The organism is Clostridium sp. CTA-7, from assembly GCF_054768095.1.
This window is the reverse complement of sequence record NZ_BAAAAV010000004.1, coordinates 441,000-461,711: the sequence shown is the minus strand read 5'-3', so window position 1 is coordinate 461,711 and position 20,712 is coordinate 441,000. Positions and strand designations below refer to the sequence as shown.

The following is a 20,712-nucleotide window of genomic DNA, read 5'->3' as shown; positions in this document are numbered from 1 at the left end:
AAAAGGGGAGGCTAAAAATGAAAGAACTAATGATGGAATCAAATAGATGCTATTTGTGTAAAAATCCAAAGTGTCAGGTTCATTGTCCTATAAGTACTCCAGTGCCTGAGGTCATATCTTTATTTAAAGAAGGAAAAATAGCAAAGGCAGGGGAAATACTATTTAGAAATAATCCATTATCTTTAGTGTGCTCTATAGTTTGTCCTCATGAGGATCAATGTAAGGGTAATTGCATTAGAGGAATTAAAGATGAGCCAGTAAGTTTTTGCGATATAGAAAGGCATATATCTAAGTATTATTTAGAAAATGTTAGACTAGAAAAGGAAAAAGACTTAAATGATAGTATTGCAATAATTGGTGGGGGACCAGCAGGGATAACAATAGCTTTTATACTAGCTCAAAAAGGTTATAAGATTACTATTTTTGATTCCCATGATAAAATTGGTGGCGTTTTAAGATATGGAATACCTGAGTTTAGATTACCAAATAGTATAATAGATCATTATGAAGAAAGATTACTTGAGATTGGTGTAAAAATAAGACCTAATACATTAGTTGGACCAGTTATTACATTAGATAAGTTATTTTATGATGGATATAAGGCTATATTTATAGGAACTGGAGTATGGAATCCTAGAACTTTAGACATCAAAGGTGAAAGCTTAGGAAATGTTCATTATGCAATAGATTATTTAAAATCTCCTAATGTATATAAACTAGGAAAGAAAGTTTGTATTATAGGCGCTGGAGACGTTGCAATGGATGCTGCTAGAACAGCAAAGAGAAATGGTGCGGAAGAAGTGTATATATTATACAGAAAAGGTATGGAAAATATTCCAGCAACAAAAGCAGAATTAGAAGGTGCAATTTCAGATGGTGTTAAATTTGAATTATTCAAATCTCCATTAGAATTAACTGAAAATGGTGTTAAATATATAGAAACAGAAAATGTAGTAGGAGAAGATGGAAAAGTTAATACAGTAACTAAAGAAGGACAAGAGGGCTTGTTTGAATGTGATTCTATAATAATAGCTGTAAGTCAATCTCCAAGAAATAATATAGTTTCAAATACAACTGGACTTGAAACTAACAGATGGGGATTATTAGTTACTGATAAATGTGGCCACACTACAAGAAAAGGTGTTTTTGCATCTGGGGATGTAGTAACAGGAGCAAAAACTGTTGTAGAGGCAGCCTCTCATGCTAAGATTGTAGCTGAAGAAATAGAAAAATATATATTACAAGAAAAATAGAAAAAGATATGATTTATAAAAAAAGACTAAGTACAATATTAATTAAATATAGTATTAGTCTTTTTGATTTTATATAAAACCTTATAATATACAAATAAAAGAAATAAAAAGTTATGAATTTAAATGAAGACTATAATTTTTGAAATTAGTAAAACTAAAAAAATAAAATATTTAATTATCTGAATCTTCATATATAATATAAGTATAAAAAGAATTTATTAAATAAAGTGAGGGGTTTTATGGGAGCAATAGTTAAATTATTAAATGAAGTATGCGAAAAAACAAATATAAAGATTAGATTATTAGATTGCAATAACAATGAAATTTTTGATAATTTACCATTAACAGAATCAAAAGTTATAAGAAAGATATCTGTAAATAATAAAGTATATAAAATTGTTTTAGAGCAAGATGATATTAGAACAATTCCTATAATTGAATATATTTTAAATAAGTGTATTTCAAAAGAAAACATAATTGAAGATTTGTTAGAAGGTAGAAAGCAATGGGATGCATTAAGTAATGATATAATAACTAAATCAAATAAAATGCTACTTATTGAAGCTATCAAGGAAAGTGAAGTATTAGAAATTGTAAAGGATACATATTTAGATAATGATATTTATGTTGGAGAAATATATGACAGAATAATTGTTATTGGAAATTTAGAAGATGAAGAAGAACATGCCTTTTCATTAAATGATACAATAATTCAAACTGTGGGAGTAAATGCTAAAATAAGTATTAGTGATTTAGATTATAGCTTTGAGGGTTTTAGAAAAGCATATAAAGGAGCGGTACAGGCTTTAGAAATAGGAAAAAAATTCAAAATTAAGCCAGAAATTTATTGCCTTAAGAATATGTTTTTAGAAAAGGCTATATTTAATTTAAGTGCGGAATATTCTTATGAATTAAAAGAAGAGTACAAGGATATATTTAAAGGTTTCAACCATGAATTAATACATACCCTTGAAGAAATATTAAGATGTGATTTATCTTTAACAAAAGCAGCTAAAAATCTATATATTCATAGAAATACTTTAATGTATAGAATAGATAAAATAAAGAAAGAAACAGGTTTTGATATACGTAGCTTTAAAGAAGCAACATTTCTTTATATTTTATATATGAATAGTAAAAATACTAATAATCTTAATTAAGATTAGATAAGATAGAAAAGCATAAAAATAAGACTGTATCATAATTGATTATTAAAACTGAATTTGATACAGTCTTCTTATTTTTGATTAGAATATTTTTTGAAAATTTTAATTTACATTATCTATAAATTCGAATTTTGTTACATCAAACAATCCTTTGTCCGTTATTTTTAGATCTGGTATAACTGGTAGTGATAAAAATGATAAAGTTAAAAATGGATTGAAGTTTATATTAGGAGCTATTTCTTTTATTGCTAAGTGTAGCTTCTCTAAGTCAGAAGTTACCTCTGAAGATGCTCTTGATGTTATTAGTCCAGCAATTTCAAGTTGAATTGATGCCAAAACCTTCTTATCTTTAACTACGATAATGCCACCGTTTATTTTTTTTAGTTCATTTATTGCCACTAAAATATCTTCATCATTAGTCCCACAAGTAATTAGGTTATGAGAATCGTGGGCAATTGTTGTAGCAATTGCACCTTCTTTTAAATTTAGACCTCTAATTACTCCAAGTCCTATATTTCCAGTGTTTTTATGTCTTTCAATAACTGCAACTTTTAATAAATCTAATTTTGTATCAGATTCAAATAAAGTAGTATTTCTTAAATTATTTATATTTATTTTTATATGATTACTTTCAAGCTTATTAGGATTAATTTCAATTACGTTTAATATTGATTTATTTTTCAAATTTATTTCTAAGTCTTTTAAGGAAATATCTTTTATATTAATGCTATTTAATTTAGGTAAATCATATTTATCATTAGATGAATTATAAAGGAGCTTATTGTTTTCAACTACAATAGTTCCATTTTTATAAACAGAATTTATTTTAAAATTTTCTAGGTCATCTAATATTATAAAATCTGCCATATAACCAGGAGCTATTGCACCTTTGTACTTTAAATTATAGCATTCTGAAGGGTTTAACGTGCACATTTGTATCGCCGTTTCAGGGGATAAGCCATAAGATATAGCCATTCTTATAGAGCTATTTATACTTCCGTTTAATATTAAATCATCTATATGTTTATCGTCCGTACAAAAACAAATTCGTCTACTATTAGAAATTGAAGCTGCTTTTATTAGCTCTTTTAAGTTTTTAGCAACTGTACCTTCTCTAATATGGACATACATTCCTCTTCTTAGCCTATCAATTACTTCTTCTGTAGTGTGGCATTCATGATCTGTAAGAATATTTGCAGTTGCATAAACATTTAACATATCCTTTGTAAATCCAGCACAATGACCATCAATTACGAATCCATTTGATTTAGCGTCCCAAAGTTTATTTATCATTCCATCTGAGCAATTTATAACCTCTGGAAAATTCATAACCTCAGCAAGTCCTAAGACATTATATTCTTTATATAAAGGATATAAATCTTTACTCTCTAGTATAGCTCCAGAAGTTTCAAATGAAGTAGCTGGAACACAAGAAGGAAGCATAAAATAGTAATCAAATGGTGTATTTTTAGATAAATCCATAATAAGTCTAATGCCTTTTTCTCCTAGTACATTAGCAATTTCATGTGGGTCAATAACTATAGAAGTGATTCCGTGTAATAATGCAGCTTTGTAGTATTCTTTTGGAGTTACAAGTGAAGATTCAATGTGTGCATGGGCATCAATAAGGCCAGGACAAATAAACTTATCCGTACCATCAATTTCTACCTTTCCTCTATAATCTCCAAAGCCAACAATAAATCCGTCTTTAATAGCTACATTGTCTTTAAAGGAACTGTTTTGAAATACATCAACAATAGTTATATTTTTAATAACTAAGTCACATATTTCAGCTTTGCTAGAAGCCTTAATTTGAGATATAAAATCTTTTTTATTCATAAATCCACCTCTGAGTATATTTAAATATAATAATAAACAACCTCACCTGGATCGAAACTTCATAGTTATACTATTTACGGTAGTATAGTAGAAACGCTTAAACCATATTATTAAGCTTATAGGAAGGTTATTGTTATTTATTATATGCAATACCAGACAAGCTGTCAAAGAAAATTATTATAATATATAATATTAACTAACTTTAAATAAATAACTTTTAAATTTCTATATTTTATGATCTATACTTTTATAAGAAAGCATTGTGTTAAAAGCTTTTAAGATAAATAACGATAAAATAAATAAAAAGATTATATTGAAATATTTAAAAAGAAATCGTATTATATAATTATTATTAAAAAATAATTAATATTAGAATAGGAGAAAGAATATGAAAAAATATTTTAATTTTGCAACTTTTTATTTAGTATTAGGTTTAGCAATGGGAGTATTTTATAGGGAGTTTACAAAAATTAATGGATTTGAAGGGAAAACAGTACTTTCAGTTGTACATACACATGCATTAACGTTAGGATTTATTTTCTTTATTTTAGTTTTACTTTTAGAAAAGAATTTTCAACTATCAAAAGCTAAGCATTTTCAAAAATGGATGATATTTTACAATATATCATTAATATATGTTTTAGCAACATTTGCAGCTAGGGGAGTAATGCAAGTATTAGGAACTGACTTTGCAGGATTAAGTCATATAGCAGGACTTGGACATGCTATGCTTGGAGTGGCTATGATATGGTTTGTAGTTATTGTTAATAAATCAATTAAAGAATAAGTTAACTATATAGTAAATATATAATTAAAATAATAAATTATCTTTCAGTTTGGAGGTGGACATATGTAAGTTTGCGTTGACTTGGAGCGGAGTGACGGAATAAGTAAACTTACATATGCTCACTTTTTTATTTTGCACTTTTATAAATTTTAATATATATTTTAATAATAGGCTCTGTTAGAACTCATTAACATAGGAAATTAGTGATGAAGTGGTTATCATATGAACGTTTCCTTTAACATAGTCTAATGATAAAGTACTTTAATTAGGAATGGTGTATTGAGATGAAAGAGTTAATTAAAAATCAATTAATGAATATGAGTTTATTTAATAAAGTCTCTAAAACTGCAATAGAAGAATTATCTAATATTGGTGAAAGTAAGTGCTATTTAAAGGGAGGTCACATATTTAGAGATAAAGAGGAAGTAAATAAAATCTATATAGTTTATAGTGGAAAGGTTGCTTTATATAAGTTAAATGAATCTGCTCAAAAGAAAGTTATATTTATTTTAGGGGAAAATACTGTTATAAATGCTGTAGTTTTAGATGATTTAGCAGCTTCTATTAATTGCGAAGTTTTCGAAAGAGCAGAGATATTATCATTCGATAGAGTAAAATTTCAACAAATTATGAAGAATGATTTTGAACTTACAAAAATAATTATTTCATCCTTAAGTATTAAAGTCAGAAGGCTATATAGACAATTAAAAAATTCAACTCCTATAAAAGTGGAAAAGAGAGTTGCAGCAAAGCTTTGGAAATTATGCAAGGATTATGGAAGAGATGTTGAAGAGGGAACTTTAATAGATTTAAATATAAGCATAACATATTTAGCAGATATGTTTGGAGCACCAAGAGAAACTATATCTAGAGCTCTAAAAATTCTTCAAGAAAAGAATCTAATAATATATGAGAAAAAAAGAATAGTAGTAAAAGACAAAGATGAAATTGCTAATTTTTTTAAGGGAATAGAGAAAGTTAAAAGAATTAAATAAAATAAAAAATAAAAGATAAAAACTGTGATAATCATCACAGTTTTTATCTTTTCCAGGACTTATAATTTCATTATAAAGATTGTGATTATAATAACAATTATAAGGGGGAAAAGCAATGTATAGTGAAGAATTTAATAAGGTTGCATCAGCAGCAAAAGCAAAAGTTGAACTATTAAAAGATAATAGATTAGGATATTTTATAAGTTCAATGCTAGCAGGAATCTATGTTGGACTCGGTATTATGTTAATTTTTACAGTAGGAGGATTACTTAATTCAGCTAATTCGCCTGCAACAAAAATTGTTATGGGATTATCATTTGGAGTAGCATTAAGTTTAGTAATATTTGCAGGATCAGAATTATTTACTGGAAATAACTTTGTAATGACTGTTGGAGCATTAAATAAGTCAGTTTCCTGGGGAGATACAATTAAAATTTGGATAGTAAGCTTTATTGGAAACTTAACAGGTTCAATACTCGCAGGCTCATTATTTTTTATGGCTGGTTTAGCATCAGGTCCAGTTGGAGAATTTATAGCAAAAACAAGTGCTACTAAAATGTCCTTACCGGCAAGTGATTTATTCTTTAGAGGAATATTATGCAATATTCTAGTTTGTTTAGCTGTATGGTGTAGCTTTAAATGTAAAGAGGAAACAGCAAAGCTTATAATGATATTTTGGTGCTTATTTGTTTTTATAACAGCAGGTTTTGAGCATAGTGTAGCTAATATGACTTTGTTAACAATAGGATTACTTTCACCAGCTGGAGCAGCTGTAAGTATAGGAGGATATGCTTATAATATTGCAATGGTAACATTGGGGAACATGGTTGGAGGAGCCGTATTTATGGCAATACCTTATTACATCATATCTAGAAAGAAAAAAGTAAACTAAGAGGTGTTTAATATGGGATATAAGCTTAAAGTAGAAGAATTTAATAACGGATTAAAAGAGCTATCAAAAAAGTATAAGATATATGCACCAAAAGTTTTTGAGGGAAAGGGAACTTTTTCAGATACTGATATAGTTAGATATGGTGAAATATCAAAAATAGAGGAAATAGAATTTGATAAAAAGTCACAGTTTTCCTATAAGGAAGTATTACTTCCAATAACGCAAACAGTATTTTTCTTTACAGAGGATGAAGTTAAAGAACCAAATGTTGATGAAAAATCTATATTAATATTCTTAAGAAGCTGTGATATGCATTCATTAAGAAGAATTGATGATATTTATTTAAGAAATAAATTTGAAGATCCATATTATAAAAAGTTAAGAGAAAAAGCTAAGTTTGTTTTAATGGGATGTGAAAAAAGCTTTGAAAACTGTTTTTGTGTAAGCATGGAAACAAATAAGACAGATGAATATAATGCATATGTAAAACAAGATGGAGAAGTAGTATATTTAGATATAAAAGATAAAGAATTAGAAGATATATTTACATCATTAAATAATGAATCAGTAGATGTAACTCCAGATTTTGTTGAAAGTAATGATGTTAAAGTTAATATACCAAATAATTTAGAATTAAAAGTTATGAATTCAAAGGTTTGGGATGAATACTCAGAAAGATGTATAGCCTGTGGTAGATGTAACTTTGTCTGTCCAACTTGTACATGCTTTACTATGCAAGATATATTCTACAAGGATAATGGAAAAGTTGGAGAAAGAAGAAGAGTTTGGGCTTCATGTCAAGTAGATGGATATACAGATATGGCTGGAGGACATAGTTTCAGGAAAGAAAAGGGACAAAGAATGAGATTTAAAGTTCTTCATAAGGTTTATGACTACAAAAAGAGATGGGGATATCATATGTGCGTAGGATGTGGAAGATGTGATGATGCATGTCCTGAATATATTTCATTCTCAAACTGTGTTAATAAATTAGAAAAGGCTATGGAAGAGGTGAAGTAATATGAATACAAACGAATATATTCCTTTTATATCAGAAATATTAGAAGTTATTAAGCATACAGAAATAGAATACACTTTTAGAATGGCTTTTAAAGGAGAAGTTAAACCTGGACAATTCTTTGAGGTTTCTCTTCCGAAGTATGGGGAAGCTCCTATATCAGTAAGTGGAATAGGTGAACACTATGTTGACTTAACTATAAGAAGAGTTGGGAAGGTTACAGATGAAATATTTAATAATTATGTTAGCGACAAACTGTTTTTAAGAGGTCCATATGGAAATGGATTTGACATAGATAATTATAAAGGCAAAGAAGTAATAGTAGTTGCTGGAGGAACTGGACTTTCACCAGTTAAAGGAATTGTAGATTATTTTTCAGAGAATAAAGAGGGTTCAAAGGGATTTACTCTTATCTCAGGGTTCAAATCACCAGAGGATATTCTTTTTAAAGAAGATATGAAAAAATGGGAAAAAAATATGAATTTCATATTAACAGTAGATGGAGCAAAGGTAGGATATCAAGGAAGAGTTGGACTTGTAACTAAATATATTCCAGAGCTTGATATAAAAGATAAGGAAAATGTACAAGTTATTGTTGTTGGACCACCTATGATGATGAAATTTACTGTGTTAGAATTCTTAAAGCTTGGAATTAAGGAAGAAAATATATGGATTTCTCAAGAAAGAAAAATGTGCTGTGGAATAGGAAAGTGTGGACATTGTAGAATAGACGATACGTATATTTGTTTAGATGGACCTGTATTTAATTATTCAAAAGGAAAGAAATTAATAGATTAGGAGGAGACACTATGGATATTAATACTAAAAAGCTGAAAAAAAATGCCTTTAGAGTTACAAAAAGAAGAGGATTAACAGCTTCAAGAATAAGAGTTCCAGGTGGATTCTTAAAGGCTGAATATTTAGGATTAATTCAAGAAATTGCAGACAAATATGGTAATGGAACAGTTCATTTGACTACAAGACAAGGATTTGAAATTCCAGGAATAGATATGAATGATATAGAAGAAGTTAACGTTCTTCTTCAACCTATAATAGCAGGCCTAGAAATAAATCAGGAAATTCCAGGAAAGGGATATACAGCAGCAGGAACAAGAAATGTATCAGCATGTATAGGAAATAATGTATGTCAATATGCTAATTACAATACAACAAAATTTGCTAAGAAAATAGAAAAGGCTATATTCCCAAATGATTTACACTTTAAGGTAGCATTAACAGGTTGTCCAAATGATTGTATTAAAGCGAGAATGCACGATTTTGGTATAATAGGAATGACAGAGCCACAATTTGATAAAGATAAATGTATATCATGTGGAGCTTGTATTAGAGCCTGTAAGAAAAAATCAACAGAAGCATTACATCCAGAAAACTATAGACCTGTAAGGGATCATAGTAAGTGTATAGGATGTGGAGAATGTGTTATGAATTGTCCAACAGGAGCTTGGACAAGAAGTAAAGAAAAATATTATAGATTAGCTATAATGGGCAGAACAGGAAAGAAAAACCCAAGATTAGCTGAAGATTTTATAATATGGATTGATGAAGAAAGTATAATAAAAATAATATTAAATACTTATAAGTATGTTGAACAATATATTGATAGAAACTCTCCAGGTGGAAAAGAGCATATAGGATATATAGTGGATAGAACAGGTTTTATGGAGTTTAAAAAGTGGGCTCTTGAAGGAGTAGAACTTTCAGATAAGGCTATTTTAAAGGACAATATTTATTGGAGCGGAGTAAAATATTAATTATAGGCAAATGCTTATAATTAATATTAATATTATCTATTAGACAGATTAATAGATAAATATGTAAAATAAATATAAATAACTAATAAGGCCACTATAAGGTAAGTAGTGGTCTTAAATTAACTTTAAAATATGAAAAAAATTTGTAATAAGAGTATAATAAGGATAATATAAAAAATATATAACTAAAATAATTGGATTAGGAGTAAGAGTATGATTCAGCTTTTAGGTATTAGGAAGAATATTGGAGTAGAAATAAGAGAAAAGTTAGCTTTGTCTCAAAAAAAGAGAGAAGAATATACAAAAGAGTTACTTCAATATTTTGATGAAGCTGTTATTTTAAGCACCTGTAATAGAACAGAAATTTATTTTAATGGTTCTTTAAATGAAGAAGAAGGATTAAAAAAGATTTTTGATATACTTAAATGGGATATTAATTTAAGAGAATATTGTTTTTATTTAACTGAGAAAGACTCAGTAAAACATTTAATGGAAGTAGTTTGTGGTTTTCACTCAAAAATATTAGGAGAGGATCAAATACTTGGGCAAATAAAAGAAGCATACAGTCTTGCTTATAATATAGGAGCTGTTAAAAGTAAACTTCAAAGATTATTTCAAGAAGCGATTACTTGTGGAAAGAAGTTTAGAACAGAAGGTAAGCTTTATGAAATCCCAGTTTCTTCTGCATCAATAGCAGTAAATGAAGCAATGAAGAAAAATGCTAATAAAATAATGGTTATAGGATATGGTGAAGTTGGAAAGCTTGTGGCTAAATATGCTCTTTCTAATGATATAGATGAATTAAATTTAGTAGTTAGAAAAGTTGAAAGTGTTAAAGATATTGATGATAAAAGAGTTAAGGTTATGAACTATGAAGATGGACGAAGCATAATTAATGAAATGGATTGTGTAGTTTCATGCACTTCAGCACCACATTTAATTATAGAAAAAAAACATATACAAAACGCAGGAAGAAATTTAATAATATTTGATTTAGCCCTTCCTAGAGATGTAGATGAGAAAATTAAAGATTTTAAAAGAGTAAAACTTTATGATATAGATGATATAAGTTCTATAGATGATGAAAATAAAAAATTAAGAAAAGATAGAATGATTGAGTTTAAAAACATAATAAATGATCATATAGAGAATTATTTTAATTGGCAGGATATAAGAGACGTATCATATATTATACAGGAAATGAAAAGCAACAGTTTTAAAGTTATAGAAGAAAGACAAACAACCTTAAAAAATAAGTGTAAAGATAAACGAGATATAGAAATTGCAGAAAAGCTTATAAAAAGTACATCAGATTATTATGTTAATAAAGCAATCGAGGTTTTAAAAGAAGAAAGGTTAAAGGGGCAAGGAGAAGAATGTATAAAGATATTAGAAAAGATATTCTTGAAGAAGGTTTAGAATATACATTCCTTTCTGTGATGTCACAAAAGCTAAGGGTTGGAATAATAGGAGGAGGAAAAGTAGGCTATATAAAAGGCAAAAACTTTGCATTAAAGGGATGTATAGTTGAAGTATTATCTTTAGATTTTATAGAAGAATTTTATAGACTGAAAAATATTAATCTTATTAAAGGAAGTTATAACAAAGATTTTTTAAGAGATAAACATTTAATAATAATAGCAACTGATGACTATAATAAAAATTTAGAAATAAAAAAAGACTGTGATGAAGAATTTAAAATATATATATTTGCAGCTGACTATTTAAGCGGTATGGCAGTAGCACCTGTACAAAGAGAATTAGATAATATAAGTTTTGCAGTAAACACTAAACATGGAAATCCAAAGGGATCAATAATGATAGCTAATAAGGTTTTTGATGTATTAAAAGAGTATGATAATTTTATAGGATATTCGACTACTATTAGAGAAAAGGCGAAATTTGTACTAGAAAATAAAAATAAAATTATAGAGTTTGTATGTAGTGAAGATTTCAAATATATTTATGAAAAAGGAAAAGACAAACTAGTAATAGAATTATTTTTTGGAAAAGAAATAGTAAGTAAAATATATTAATTAATATTTATAGGAGATATTTTATGGATTTAATTATTGCAACTAGGAAAAGTAAATTAGCGCAAGTTCAGACAGATAAGATAATTAAACTTATTAAGGAGAAATATAACATAGATTCTAAAAAATTATTAGTAGTTACAGAAGGGGATAAAAGGCTTGATGTAACATTAGATAAAATAGGTGGTAAGGGTTTATTTGTTAAAGAAATAGAATATGCACTTTTAAATAAAGAGGCTCATGCTGCTGTACATAGTATGAAGGACGTGCCTTTTGAATTGCCTAAAGATTTTGAATTAGTAGCAACTCCTGAAAGGGATGATATTAGAGACGTATTTGTATCAAGTAATGGAGTTCATTTTGAAGATTTAAAAGAAGGAGCAATTATAGGAACAAGTAGTATAAGAAGAGCGGCAATGTTAAGGGAGTTAAGAAAAGACTTAAATATAGTTCCAATAAGAGGAAATGTACAAACAAGATTAGAAAGAATGAAAAAAGAAAATATGGATGGAATAATTTTAGCAGCTGCTGGAATAAAGAGACTAAACTTAGAAGATATAATAACTGATTATTTTGATTCTAAAATATTTTTACCAGCAATAGGGCAAGGTGCTTTAGGTATAGAAGCATTAAAAAATGGTGAATACAATATGTATTTAAAGGGATTGGACAATAAGGAAGTTAGAACTTCAGTAGAAGCTGAAAGAAGTTTTATGAGAAGATTAAATGGTGGATGTCATAGTGTAATAGGAGTCTATTCAGAAATAAAAGGCAATGATTTATATATGATAGGAACCTTTGATGTAGGTGGAAAAATAGTAAAAAAAGATATACTTGGTAATAAGGATACAAATATAGAACTAGGTTTAAAGCTTGCCGAAAAAATTTTGAAAGGATAATAAAAATGAACAAGGTTTATATAATTGGTACTGGACCAGGGGATGAGGAATTATTAACTTTAAAAGCTGTTGAAATTTTAAAAAATTGTACAGCTATTTTATATGATAGATTAGTTTCAAATAATATATTAAATTATTTAAAAGAGGATTGTGAAATTTATTATTGTGGTAAGGAGCCAGGATGCCATTATAAAACTCAAGAGGAAATAAATAAAACTTTAATAAGGCTTGCAAAAGAAGGGCATACTGTTGGAAGAATTAAAGGGGGAGATCCTTATGTTTTTGGAAGAGGTGGAGAAGAGGTTCTTTCCTTAATTGAAGAAAATATAGAATTTGAAGTTGTTCCAGGAGTTACTTCACCTATAGCAGTATTAAATTATGCAGGTATTCCAATAACACAAAGAGAAATGGCACAAAGCTTTCATATCGTTACAGGTATGACCGCTGGGACACTAAATATAAATTGGGAAGCCATATCTAAAGAAAAAGGCACTTTAGTTTTTATGATGGGATTAAACAATCTTAAAGGTATAATAGAAAATTTATTAAGTAACGGCAAAGATAAAAGTACCAAAGTAGCAGTAATAATGAGAGGAACTTCTTCAAAGCAAAAGAAAGTAGTTGGAACTTTACAAGATATAGAGCAAAAAGTTTCTGAAGCTAAACTACAATCACCATGTATAATTGTTATGGGAGATGTTGTAGAGTTAAATGATAAGCTTAATTGGTATGAGAAAAAGCCACTTTTTGGATTAAATATATGTGTAACAAGATCAAGGGAACAGTCGTCTAATTTAAAGAGGAAGTTAAGGGATTTAGGAGCAGAAGTAACTGAAATAAATTCTATAAAAATAAAAGAAACTAAAGAAAATTTGAATTCTATTAAGGATAAACTAAGTGAATACAACCATATAATATTAACTTCAGTAAATGGTGTTAATATGTTCTTTGATTATTTAGTAGAAAATAAAATAGATATAAGAAGTATTAAAGCTAAATTTTCAGTTATTGGTAAAGCAACTAAAAAAGCTTTAGAAGAAAGAGGAATTCAAGCCTTTATAATGGGAAGAGAGTTTGTTGGAGAAGGTTTATTTAATGAGCTTTCACCACATCTAGTTAATGGAGAAAGTGTATTAATACCTTGCTCTTCTGGAAGTAGGGAATATTTAAGAGAAGCAATTGAAAAGCTAGGATTATATGTTGATAGAGTTCATACATATAATACACTTTGTGGAGATATAAAAAATAAAAGAGTCTTTGAGGAAGTAGATTTTATATTATATACTAGCCCTAGCACTGTAAATAATATGATAAATATGCTTAGTGTAGATAATATTAAAGATAAATTTAATATCGCAATAGGTCCTCAAACATATAAAGCTTTAGAGTCAAATAATATAAAAAGTCATATGTGTAAAAAGCATTCAGAGGATGGCTTTTTAAATGAAATAATAGAGATATATAGTAATTATAAGGAAAGAAAGGATAAGTAAGATGATTAAAAGGGGAAGAAGATTAAGAGCAAATGCAGCAATTAGGGATTTGGTAAGAGAAAATAAATTAACAGCAAATGATTTTATATTCCCTATTTTTGTTGTTGAAGGAAAAAATATAAAAGAAGAAATTACATCAATGAAAGGTAACTATCATTGGTCTATAGATAGATTACAGGAAATAATAGAAGAAGTTGAGGCTCTTAATATAAAGAGTGTAATTATATTCGGATTACCAAATCACAAAGATGAATATGGATCAGAAAGCTTTAGTGATAATGGAATAGTACAACAAGCAGTAAAAAAAATAAGAGAAATTTCAGAGAGCTTATACGTAATTACAGATATCTGTATGTGTCAATATACTAGTCATGGGCATTGTGGAATTTTAAATGGTAATGAAGTAGATAATGATAAGACATTAGAAATACTAGGTAAAATAGCTTTATCTCATGCAAAGGCAGGAGCTCATATGGTTGCACCATCAGATATGATGGATGGAAGGGTTGCCTTAATGAGAAAAGTTTTAGATGAAAATGGATATAAAAATGTGGCTATAATGAGTTATGCAGCTAAGTATTCATCAGCTTTTTATGGACCTTTTAGAGAAGCAGCTCATTCAGCACCTCAATTTGGAGATAGAAAAACTTATCAAATGGATCCTGCTAATTCAGAAGAAGCACTAAGAGAAATAGAATGGGATATAAACGAAGGTGCAGATATAATTATGGTTAAACCAGCAATGTCGTATTTAGATATTATAAGAAGAGCAAAAGATAAAATAAATGTACCAATTTGTGCTTATAATGTTAGTGGTGAATTTGCAATGGTAAAGGCAGCATCAGAGGCTGGACTTATAGATGAAAAGAGAGTAGCTTTAGAAATGTTACTTTCAATGAAAAGAGCTGGTGCAGATATGATAATAACTTATTATGCATTAGAAGCTGCAAAGTGGTTAAAGGAGGATTAAGGTTATGAGAAATCAAGTTATCTTTCACGAATCAAAAAAATATATGCCAGGAGGAGTTAATTCTCCAGTTAGAGCTTATAAAAACACTACAATGACACCTCCTATTATAAAAAGTGGAAAAGGGGCAATAATAATAGATGAAGAGGGCAATGAGTATATAGATTTCGTATTAGCTTGGGGACCTATGATATTAGGACATTGCGATGAAGATGTAGTAAAGTGTATTAAGGAAACTTCTGAAAGTGCAATAGCATTTGGAGCTCCAACAGAATTAGAGCTAATAATGTCTAAATTTTTATGCAAAAACTTAGAAAATATAGAAATGATAAGAATGGTAAACTCTGGTACAGAAGCTACTATGAGTGCAATAAAACTAGCAAGAGGATATACAAAAAAGAATAAAATAATAAAGTTTGCAGGTTGCTATCATGGACACTTTGATGGGTTTTTAGTTGAAGCGGGATCGGGTGTATTAACAAATGGAATTCCAGGATCTCTAGGTGTACCAGCTGATAGTATAAAAAATACACTTATAGGAATATATAATGATAAAGAAAGTGTTAAATCCTTATTTGAGAAATATGGAGATGACATTGCAGGAGTCATAATAGAGCCAGTTGCAGGAAATATGGGAGTTATAAAGGCAGAAGAAGACTTTATGAATATTTTAAGAGAGCTTTGTGATAAATATGGTGCTCTATTAATATTTGATGAAGTTATGAGTGGCTTTAGAGTATCTTTTGACGGAGCACAAAAATTATTTAGTGCAAAGCCTGATTTAGTAACATATGCAAAGATAATAGGAGGGGGACTTCCTTCTGGAGCATATGGTGGGAAAAAAGAAATAATGGAATGCTTAGCCCCAGTTGGAGAAGTATATCAAGCTGGAACTATGTCTGGAAATCCTATTGTTATGGCAGCTGGGCTTGCAACTTTAAATAAGTTGAAAAAGAATAAAGATGAGTATTATGAAAAAATAGATAATCTAGGTAAGATGTTAGGAGAGGGCTTAAAAGAAATATCAAATGAAAAAGGTATTCCGCTAACTATAAACAGATATGGGGGAATGTTTACTATATTTTTCACAGATTTAAAAGATGTGAAAACTTATGAAGATGTTAAAACATGTAATTCTGAAATTTTTATAAAGTATTTTAAACATATGATATTAAATGGAATAAATATACCACCATCACAGTATGAAGCTTTATTTTTAAGTACAGTTCATACAGAGGAGCATATAAATAAGTTTTTAAATGTATTTAGAAATTTTAATATAGAATAGAGAGGTGCATATGTCAAAAGCAATAATTCTTGTTTCTTTTGGAACAGCTAATTTAGAAGGAGTAAAGGAATTAGAATCATTTGAAGATGAAATAAGAAAAGAGCTAAAGGATAAATATCATGTATGTAAGGCTTTTACTTCAAGTGTATTATCTAATTTATTACTTAATAAATATGGAAAAGTAATTCCTAGATTAGAAGAAGTACTATTCAATTTAAGTAATGACAGATATAAGGAAGTATATATACAGCCACTTCATGTAATTGAGGGAAGTGAATATTTAAATATAGAAAAAACAATAAAGGAATATAATTATTCATTTTCAAAAATTATCTTAGGAAATGTTCTTATAAGTAATAAAGAAGATGATTTTAAGGAATCATGCAATTTAATAGTTAAGACTATGGAAAAGGATTTATTAAAAAATGAAAATATAGTTCTTGTTGGACATGGTTCTAAAACTATCAATACAGAAGCATATGAGACTCTAAGAAAAGTATTTATAGAAAATGTTTATAAAAATATTTATATAGGAACATTAGAGGGTGAAGTAAAAAAAGAAGATATTATAAATGAATTATTGAAAGATAATATAAAAAAAATAATGTTAGCTCCATTACTTATGCTTCCGGGTAATCATATTAAAAAAGATATTTTTGGAGAAAGTAATTCATGGAAAGCTTATATGGAGGAAAATGGTATAAATATTACAATGAGTAGAAAATCTCTTTTAGAATATAAAGAAATAAGAGGTTATTACATAAATAAAATAAAAAAAGATCTTAAATAAAATAAAAAACAAAAACAAAGTTTTCGTTGCAAAACTTTGTTTTTCGTTGTAAAATATTTTACTGTAAGTAAAAATTCAAGTTATTGTGTTATTACTTGTTAAAAAAATAACAATAATGTGGGGTGTATCATGTACAGTAAAGAAATTCATAACTTAGCCCATTCAGCGGAAGTTAAAAGCACATTACTAAGAAGAAGTAAAGGAAGATACTTAGTGAGTTCAATGCTTGGAAGTTTATTTGTAAGCTTAGGAATTATGCTTATTTATACCATAGGCGGAATAATGCATCATAACGGTATAGAAACATATAAAATTTTAATGGGAGCATCTTTTGGAGTAGCACTTAGTTTAGTATTAATGGCTGGAGGAGACTTATTTACAAGTAATGCCATGATAATGACAATGGGAGCTTTAGAGAAAACAGTAACATGGGTAGATGCCGTTAAAATATGGTTTGCAAGTTGGATTGGAAATATACTTGGCGGTGTTCTAGGAGCAATACTATTTGTACAAGCTGGCTTAACATCAGGAAAAAGTGAGTATATTGGAGAGTTTATAGTAAATAATGCATATGCTAAAGTAAGTACTCCAGCAGGTCAGCTTTTATTAAGAGGTATATTATGTAATATACTAGTTTGTCTAGCTGTTTGGATGTGCTATAAATTAAAAGAAGAAACAGCTAAAATATTAATGATATTTTGGTGCTTATTTACATTTATAACAGCAGGATTTGAGCATAGTGTAGCTAATATGGGATTTTTAGCTATGGGATATTTAATAGATCCATCAACAATAACTTTAGGTGGATATGCATATAATATAATTCTAGTATCATTAGGAAACTTTATTGGTGGAGTGCTATTTTTAGCATTACCATACTATTATATTACAAGTGGAAATAGTGATAAAAAGTAAATATTTAATTTAATATTTATGACATAATAAATTAAAATACATAATAACTATAAATTAAAAATACATATAAAAATGGCTAGGTATAAAACTAAATACCTAGCCATTTTTTACAAACTAAACTTCAAAAATCCATCCATTAGGAGCTTCAACATCACCAAATTGAATTCCACAAAGAATTCTATAAAGTTCTTTTGTAACAGGACCAACTTCAGTTTCACTATGAAATACGTGAAGTTTATCTTTATATTCTATTCCTCCAATTGGAGTTATAACGGCAGCCGTACCACAAGCGCCAGCTTCTTTAAATTGATCTAGATCATCTACATAAACATCTCTTTCGTATACAGGCATATTCAAGTATTCCTTAGCTATTTCCATAAGAGAATATTTAGTTATACTAGGAAGAATTGATGGAGATTTTGGTGTAACAAATTCATTATTTTTTGTTATTCCAAAGAAATTAGCAGCTCCAACTTCCTCAATTTTTTTATGTGTAGCAGGATCTAAATAGATACAATCAGCAAATCCTCTATCAACAGCAATTTTATGAGCTTGTAATGAGGCAGCATAATTTCCACCAACCTTTTGCCCCCCAGTTCCATAAGGAGCTGCTCTATCATAATCAGCTATCATAAAGTTACAAGGGGCTAGTCCTTCCTTAAAATAAGGTCCAACAGGAACCGCAAATACAGAAAAAATATATTCAGGGGCAGGTTTAACTCCTATGTTATCTCCAACACCAATCACAAATGGTCTTAAATAAAGCGTAGCTCCAGTTCCATATGGAGGAACGTAATGTTCATTTGCTTTAACTACTTGCATACAAGCATCTATAAATTTTTCAACAGGTATTTCAGGCATAAGTAGCTTAGCGTTACTTTCATTCATCCTATGGGCATTTCTATCTATTCTAAATAATTGAATTTTCCCATCTTTTCTTCTATAAGCCTTTAAGCCTTCAAAGCATTGTTGACCATAATGTAAAGCGGTAGAAGCCTCACTTATCTTTAGCATATTATCCTCTGTTAATTTACCATCATCCCATTGACCATCTTTCCAAACAGATACATATCTATAATCAGTTTTAATATAATTAAAACCAAGATTATTCCAGTCAATATTAATATTCTTCTTCATATATTATTACCTCCTTTGTGGCCTCTATAGTGTACTAATTATACCACTATTCAATAAATTAATAAACTTATAAATATTTAAATAAATCTATTAATGAGATTTTGTATTGAAATTTAAGGAAAAAAAAGGTATATTTAAATTAAGAGGATATTTAAAACTTCATGGAGATGCCGAAATTAGTTTTAAATATCCTTTATGAGTTTGATGAGCTCACAATTAGTATTAGTTTTTTAAATTTTTATATACAAATAATATGAAAGGACGTGTAGTAAAATGCAAAAAGAGATTATTTCAACAAATAATGCACCTTCAGCAATAGGACCATACTCACAAGGAATTAAGATAGGGGATATGGTATTTACTTCAGGGCAAATTCCAGTTAATCCAGCTACAGGAGAATTAGTAACAGAAATAAAAGCAGCTACAAGACAATCTTTAGAAAATGTAAAGGGAGTTTTAGAAGCAGCAGGAAGTAGCTTAGATAAAGCAATAAAAGTAGTAGTTTTCATAAAAGATATGAATGATTTTGGACAAGTAAATGAAGTTTATGGAGAGTATTTTAAAGAGAATCCACCAGCAAGAAGTTGTGTTGAAGTAGCAAGACTACCTAAAGACTGCGTAATAGAAATAGAAGCTATTGCAACTATATAGCTTTAAATTAAATTTAGTTTAAATAATAAATAAGATGGTAAGTTTATACTTATCATCTTATTTATTAGAATCTATTTCAGACAAGTTATCCCAATACCTTTTTGGCATTTGTCTTTTTTGAAGCTTGGGATTTATTCTTTCTTTTATTGTTGTAGATTTAAAATATCCTTTCCATAGATTTTGAAAATCATCATTATAATTTTTAAATGTATTATAAATTTCATTATCCATTTCTTTGATTTCCCAGGAAATTTTATTATAAACTGAAGCAATCTCTCTTTTTATGTCATGTATTATCCAGTATTCATTACTAAACCTTCTTTGAAAGTGAGGTGAAATAATTTCTAATATATTATTATCAGGCTCTATAGATGAGTATAAAAAATTATTATTTATATATTTAAATCTTACAAAACCTTCAAATCTATGTGCCTCTATGGAAATACGTCTTTCGATTAAATCTAACTCTTTTACTTCATCTAAGTGTAGATATTTATGAATATTACTACCTAGTTTAAAAGCAATTTTTAAATATCTATAACAAAGAATTCCTTTATCTTTATAGTTAGATAAATATAGTTTGTAAATTTTATTTAAAGCTAAAGGGTCAATTTTTGTAACTATTGAAATTTTCACCTTACTGAATTTCTCAAAATCAACATCAACATATTTAATTTCAGATAAAAGATCGATATCTAATTGGTCTTGAGTACAAATTGCTGTTATTTGCTTTTTTGAGTAAAAGCTATCATAAATTGCAGTTAGAAAACCCTCAAAGGAATCTTCATATACTAATTTAAGCAAGAAAACACCACCT

At 28.3% G+C, this 20,712-nt stretch carries 20 protein-coding genes and 1 riboswitch; of the genes, 17 read left to right on the top strand and 3 right to left on the bottom strand.

Annotated features, from left to right (window positions below; genetic code table 11):
* Window positions 1–17 precede the first annotated feature (17 nt).
* Both ACYUEX_RS11035 and ACYUEX_RS11030 read left to right on the top strand, forming a co-directional pair.
* A complete protein-coding gene (locus ACYUEX_RS11035) occupies window positions 18–1,253 on the top strand; it encodes an NAD(P)-dependent oxidoreductase (protein WP_460288162.1) in 1,236 nt (411 codons plus the stop codon).
* 239 nt (window positions 1,254–1,492) lie between these two features.
* A complete protein-coding gene (locus ACYUEX_RS11030; RefSeq protein ID WP_460288161.1) occupies window positions 1,493–2,413 on the top strand; it encodes a PucR family transcriptional regulator in 921 nt (306 codons plus the stop codon).
* Window positions 2,414–2,521: 108 nt separating this feature from the next.
* On the opposite strand, the gene ade is transcribed toward ACYUEX_RS11030, so the two are convergent.
* Window positions 2,522–4,258 (bottom strand): adenine deaminase, encoded by a 1,737-nt coding sequence (gene ade / locus ACYUEX_RS11025; RefSeq protein WP_460288159.1) that lies wholly within the window; start codon window positions 4,256–4,258, stop codon window positions 2,522–2,524.
* Window positions 4,259–4,300: 42 nt separating this feature from the next.
* A riboswitch (purine riboswitch) is annotated at window positions 4,301–4,402 on the bottom strand.
* A 244-nt stretch (window positions 4,403–4,646) separates the two neighbouring features.
* Between ade and ACYUEX_RS11020 the strand changes: the two genes are divergently transcribed.
* From ACYUEX_RS11020 to ACYUEX_RS10955, 14 genes are all read left to right on the top strand, one after another.
* On the top strand, window positions 4,647–5,045 hold the full coding sequence (locus ACYUEX_RS11020; protein ID WP_411170222.1) for a DUF2871 domain-containing protein: 399 nt from the start codon (window positions 4,647–4,649) through the stop codon (window positions 5,043–5,045).
* Between the two features lie 284 nt (window positions 5,046–5,329).
* Window positions 5,330–6,040, top strand: coding sequence for a Crp/Fnr family transcriptional regulator (locus tag ACYUEX_RS11015; protein WP_460288158.1), 711 nt, complete (start codon window positions 5,330–5,332; stop codon window positions 6,038–6,040).
* Between the two features lie 115 nt (window positions 6,041–6,155).
* On the top strand, window positions 6,156–6,932 hold the full coding sequence (locus ACYUEX_RS11010; protein WP_411170224.1) for a formate/nitrite transporter family protein: 777 nt from the start codon (window positions 6,156–6,158) through the stop codon (window positions 6,930–6,932).
* Between the two features lie 12 nt (window positions 6,933–6,944).
* Window positions 6,945–7,952 (top strand): anaerobic sulfite reductase subunit AsrA, encoded by a 1,008-nt coding sequence (gene asrA, locus ACYUEX_RS11005; protein WP_460288157.1) that lies wholly within the window; start codon window positions 6,945–6,947, stop codon window positions 7,950–7,952.
* Window position 7,953: 1 nt separating this feature from the next.
* Window positions 7,954–8,748: an anaerobic sulfite reductase subunit AsrB gene (gene asrB, locus ACYUEX_RS11000; protein WP_460288156.1), complete on the top strand. Its 795-nt coding sequence runs from the start codon at window positions 7,954–7,956 to the stop codon at window positions 8,746–8,748.
* A gap of 11 nt (window positions 8,749–8,759) precedes the next feature.
* The gene (asrC, locus tag ACYUEX_RS10995) at window positions 8,760–9,722 is read left to right on the top strand and encodes a sulfite reductase subunit C (RefSeq protein ID WP_460288154.1); all 963 of its coding nucleotides are present in this window, start codon (window positions 8,760–8,762) and stop codon (window positions 9,720–9,722) included.
* 213 nt (window positions 9,723–9,935) lie between these two features.
* Window positions 9,936–11,141, top strand: a complete 1,206-nt coding sequence (gene hemA, locus ACYUEX_RS10990) for a glutamyl-tRNA reductase (protein ID WP_460288153.1) — start codon at window positions 9,936–9,938, stop codon at window positions 11,139–11,141.
* Window positions 11,099–11,758 carry an NAD(P)-dependent oxidoreductase gene (locus tag ACYUEX_RS10985; RefSeq protein ID WP_460288151.1) on the top strand — a complete coding sequence of 220 codons (660 nt, stop codon included), beginning with the start codon at window positions 11,099–11,101 and terminating at the stop codon, window positions 11,756–11,758. The genes hemA and ACYUEX_RS10985 overlap by 43 nt, the downstream gene beginning before the upstream one ends.
* Before the next feature lie 23 nt (window positions 11,759–11,781).
* On the top strand, window positions 11,782–12,654 hold the full coding sequence (gene hemC, locus ACYUEX_RS10980) for a hydroxymethylbilane synthase (RefSeq protein ID WP_460288149.1): 873 nt from the start codon (window positions 11,782–11,784) through the stop codon (window positions 12,652–12,654).
* Window positions 12,655–12,659: 5 nt separating this feature from the next.
* Entirely contained in the window at window positions 12,660–14,147 is a 1,488-nt protein-coding gene (cobA, locus tag ACYUEX_RS10975) for a uroporphyrinogen-III C-methyltransferase (protein ID WP_460288147.1), read from the top strand.
* Window position 14,148: 1 nt separating this feature from the next.
* Window positions 14,149–15,117 carry a porphobilinogen synthase gene (hemB, locus tag ACYUEX_RS10970; RefSeq protein ID WP_460288146.1) on the top strand — a complete coding sequence of 323 codons (969 nt, stop codon included), beginning with the start codon at window positions 14,149–14,151 and terminating at the stop codon, window positions 15,115–15,117.
* A gap of 4 nt (window positions 15,118–15,121) precedes the next feature.
* On the top strand, window positions 15,122–16,402 hold the full coding sequence (gene hemL / locus ACYUEX_RS10965; RefSeq protein WP_460288144.1) for a glutamate-1-semialdehyde 2,1-aminomutase: 1,281 nt from the start codon (window positions 15,122–15,124) through the stop codon (window positions 16,400–16,402).
* A gap of 10 nt (window positions 16,403–16,412) precedes the next feature.
* The gene (locus tag ACYUEX_RS10960) at window positions 16,413–17,192 is read left to right on the top strand and encodes a sirohydrochlorin cobaltochelatase (protein ID WP_460288142.1); all 780 of its coding nucleotides are present in this window, start codon (window positions 16,413–16,415) and stop codon (window positions 17,190–17,192) included.
* Between the two features lie 129 nt (window positions 17,193–17,321).
* Window positions 17,322–18,107, top strand: a complete 786-nt coding sequence (locus ACYUEX_RS10955; protein WP_411170235.1) for a formate/nitrite transporter family protein — start codon at window positions 17,322–17,324, stop codon at window positions 18,105–18,107.
* Window positions 18,108–18,221: 114 nt separating this feature from the next.
* Here ACYUEX_RS10955 and ACYUEX_RS10950 read toward each other — a convergent pair whose 3' ends face one another.
* A complete protein-coding gene (locus tag ACYUEX_RS10950; RefSeq protein WP_460288140.1) occupies window positions 18,222–19,244 on the bottom strand; it encodes a branched-chain amino acid aminotransferase in 1,023 nt (340 codons plus the stop codon).
* A 273-nt stretch (window positions 19,245–19,517) separates the two neighbouring features.
* On the opposite strand from ACYUEX_RS10950, the gene ACYUEX_RS10945 reads away from it, so the two are divergent.
* Entirely contained in the window at window positions 19,518–19,895 is a 378-nt protein-coding gene (locus ACYUEX_RS10945) for a RidA family protein (RefSeq protein ID WP_411170237.1), read from the top strand.
* Window positions 19,896–19,952: 57 nt separating this feature from the next.
* On the opposite strand, the gene ACYUEX_RS10940 is transcribed toward ACYUEX_RS10945, so the two are convergent.
* On the bottom strand, window positions 19,953–20,699 hold the full coding sequence (locus ACYUEX_RS10940; RefSeq protein ID WP_460288138.1) for a TIGR03915 family putative DNA repair protein: 747 nt from the start codon (window positions 20,697–20,699) through the stop codon (window positions 19,953–19,955).
* Window positions 20,700–20,712: the final 13 nt, after the last annotated feature.

Excerpts from the sequence above, each read along its gene's own strand:
- ACYUEX_RS11020 (WP_411170222.1), top strand. The coding sequence starts at position 4,647 with ATGAAAAAATATTTTAATTTTGCAACTTTTTATTTAGTATTAGGTTTA.
- ACYUEX_RS11035 (WP_460288162.1), top strand. The coding sequence starts at position 18 with ATGAAAGAACTAATGATGGAATCAAATAGATGCTATTTGTGTAAAAAT.
- hemC (WP_460288149.1), top strand. The coding sequence starts at position 11,782 with ATGGATTTAATTATTGCAACTAGGAAAAGTAAATTAGCGCAAGTTCAG.
- asrB (WP_460288156.1), top strand. The coding sequence starts at position 7,954 with ATGAATACAAACGAATATATTCCTTTTATATCAGAAATATTAGAAGTT.
- cobA (WP_460288147.1), top strand. The coding sequence starts at position 12,660 with ATGAACAAGGTTTATATAATTGGTACTGGACCAGGGGATGAGGAATTA.
- ade (WP_460288159.1), bottom strand. The coding sequence starts at position 4,258 with ATGAATAAAAAAGATTTTATATCTCAAATTAAGGCTTCTAGCAAAGCT.
- ACYUEX_RS10985 (WP_460288151.1), top strand. The coding sequence starts at position 11,099 with ATGTATAAAGATATTAGAAAAGATATTCTTGAAGAAGGTTTAGAATAT.
- hemB (WP_460288146.1), top strand. The coding sequence starts at position 14,149 with ATGATTAAAAGGGGAAGAAGATTAAGAGCAAATGCAGCAATTAGGGAT.
- ACYUEX_RS11030 (WP_460288161.1), top strand. The coding sequence starts at position 1,493 with ATGGGAGCAATAGTTAAATTATTAAATGAAGTATGCGAAAAAACAAAT.
- hemA (WP_460288153.1), top strand. The coding sequence starts at position 9,936 with ATGATTCAGCTTTTAGGTATTAGGAAGAATATTGGAGTAGAAATAAGA.
- ACYUEX_RS10945 (WP_411170237.1), top strand. The coding sequence starts at position 19,518 with ATGCAAAAAGAGATTATTTCAACAAATAATGCACCTTCAGCAATAGGA.
- ACYUEX_RS10960 (WP_460288142.1), top strand. The coding sequence starts at position 16,413 with ATGTCAAAAGCAATAATTCTTGTTTCTTTTGGAACAGCTAATTTAGAA.
- ACYUEX_RS11015 (WP_460288158.1), top strand. The coding sequence starts at position 5,330 with ATGAAAGAGTTAATTAAAAATCAATTAATGAATATGAGTTTATTTAAT.
- asrC (WP_460288154.1), top strand. The coding sequence starts at position 8,760 with ATGGATATTAATACTAAAAAGCTGAAAAAAAATGCCTTTAGAGTTACA.
- ACYUEX_RS10955 (WP_411170235.1), top strand. The coding sequence starts at position 17,322 with ATGTACAGTAAAGAAATTCATAACTTAGCCCATTCAGCGGAAGTTAAA.
- asrA (WP_460288157.1), top strand. The coding sequence starts at position 6,945 with ATGGGATATAAGCTTAAAGTAGAAGAATTTAATAACGGATTAAAAGAG.
- ACYUEX_RS10950 (WP_460288140.1), bottom strand. The coding sequence starts at position 19,244 with ATGAAGAAGAATATTAATATTGACTGGAATAATCTTGGTTTTAATTAT.
- hemL (WP_460288144.1), top strand. The coding sequence starts at position 15,122 with ATGAGAAATCAAGTTATCTTTCACGAATCAAAAAAATATATGCCAGGA.
- ACYUEX_RS11010 (WP_411170224.1), top strand. The coding sequence starts at position 6,156 with ATGTATAGTGAAGAATTTAATAAGGTTGCATCAGCAGCAAAAGCAAAA.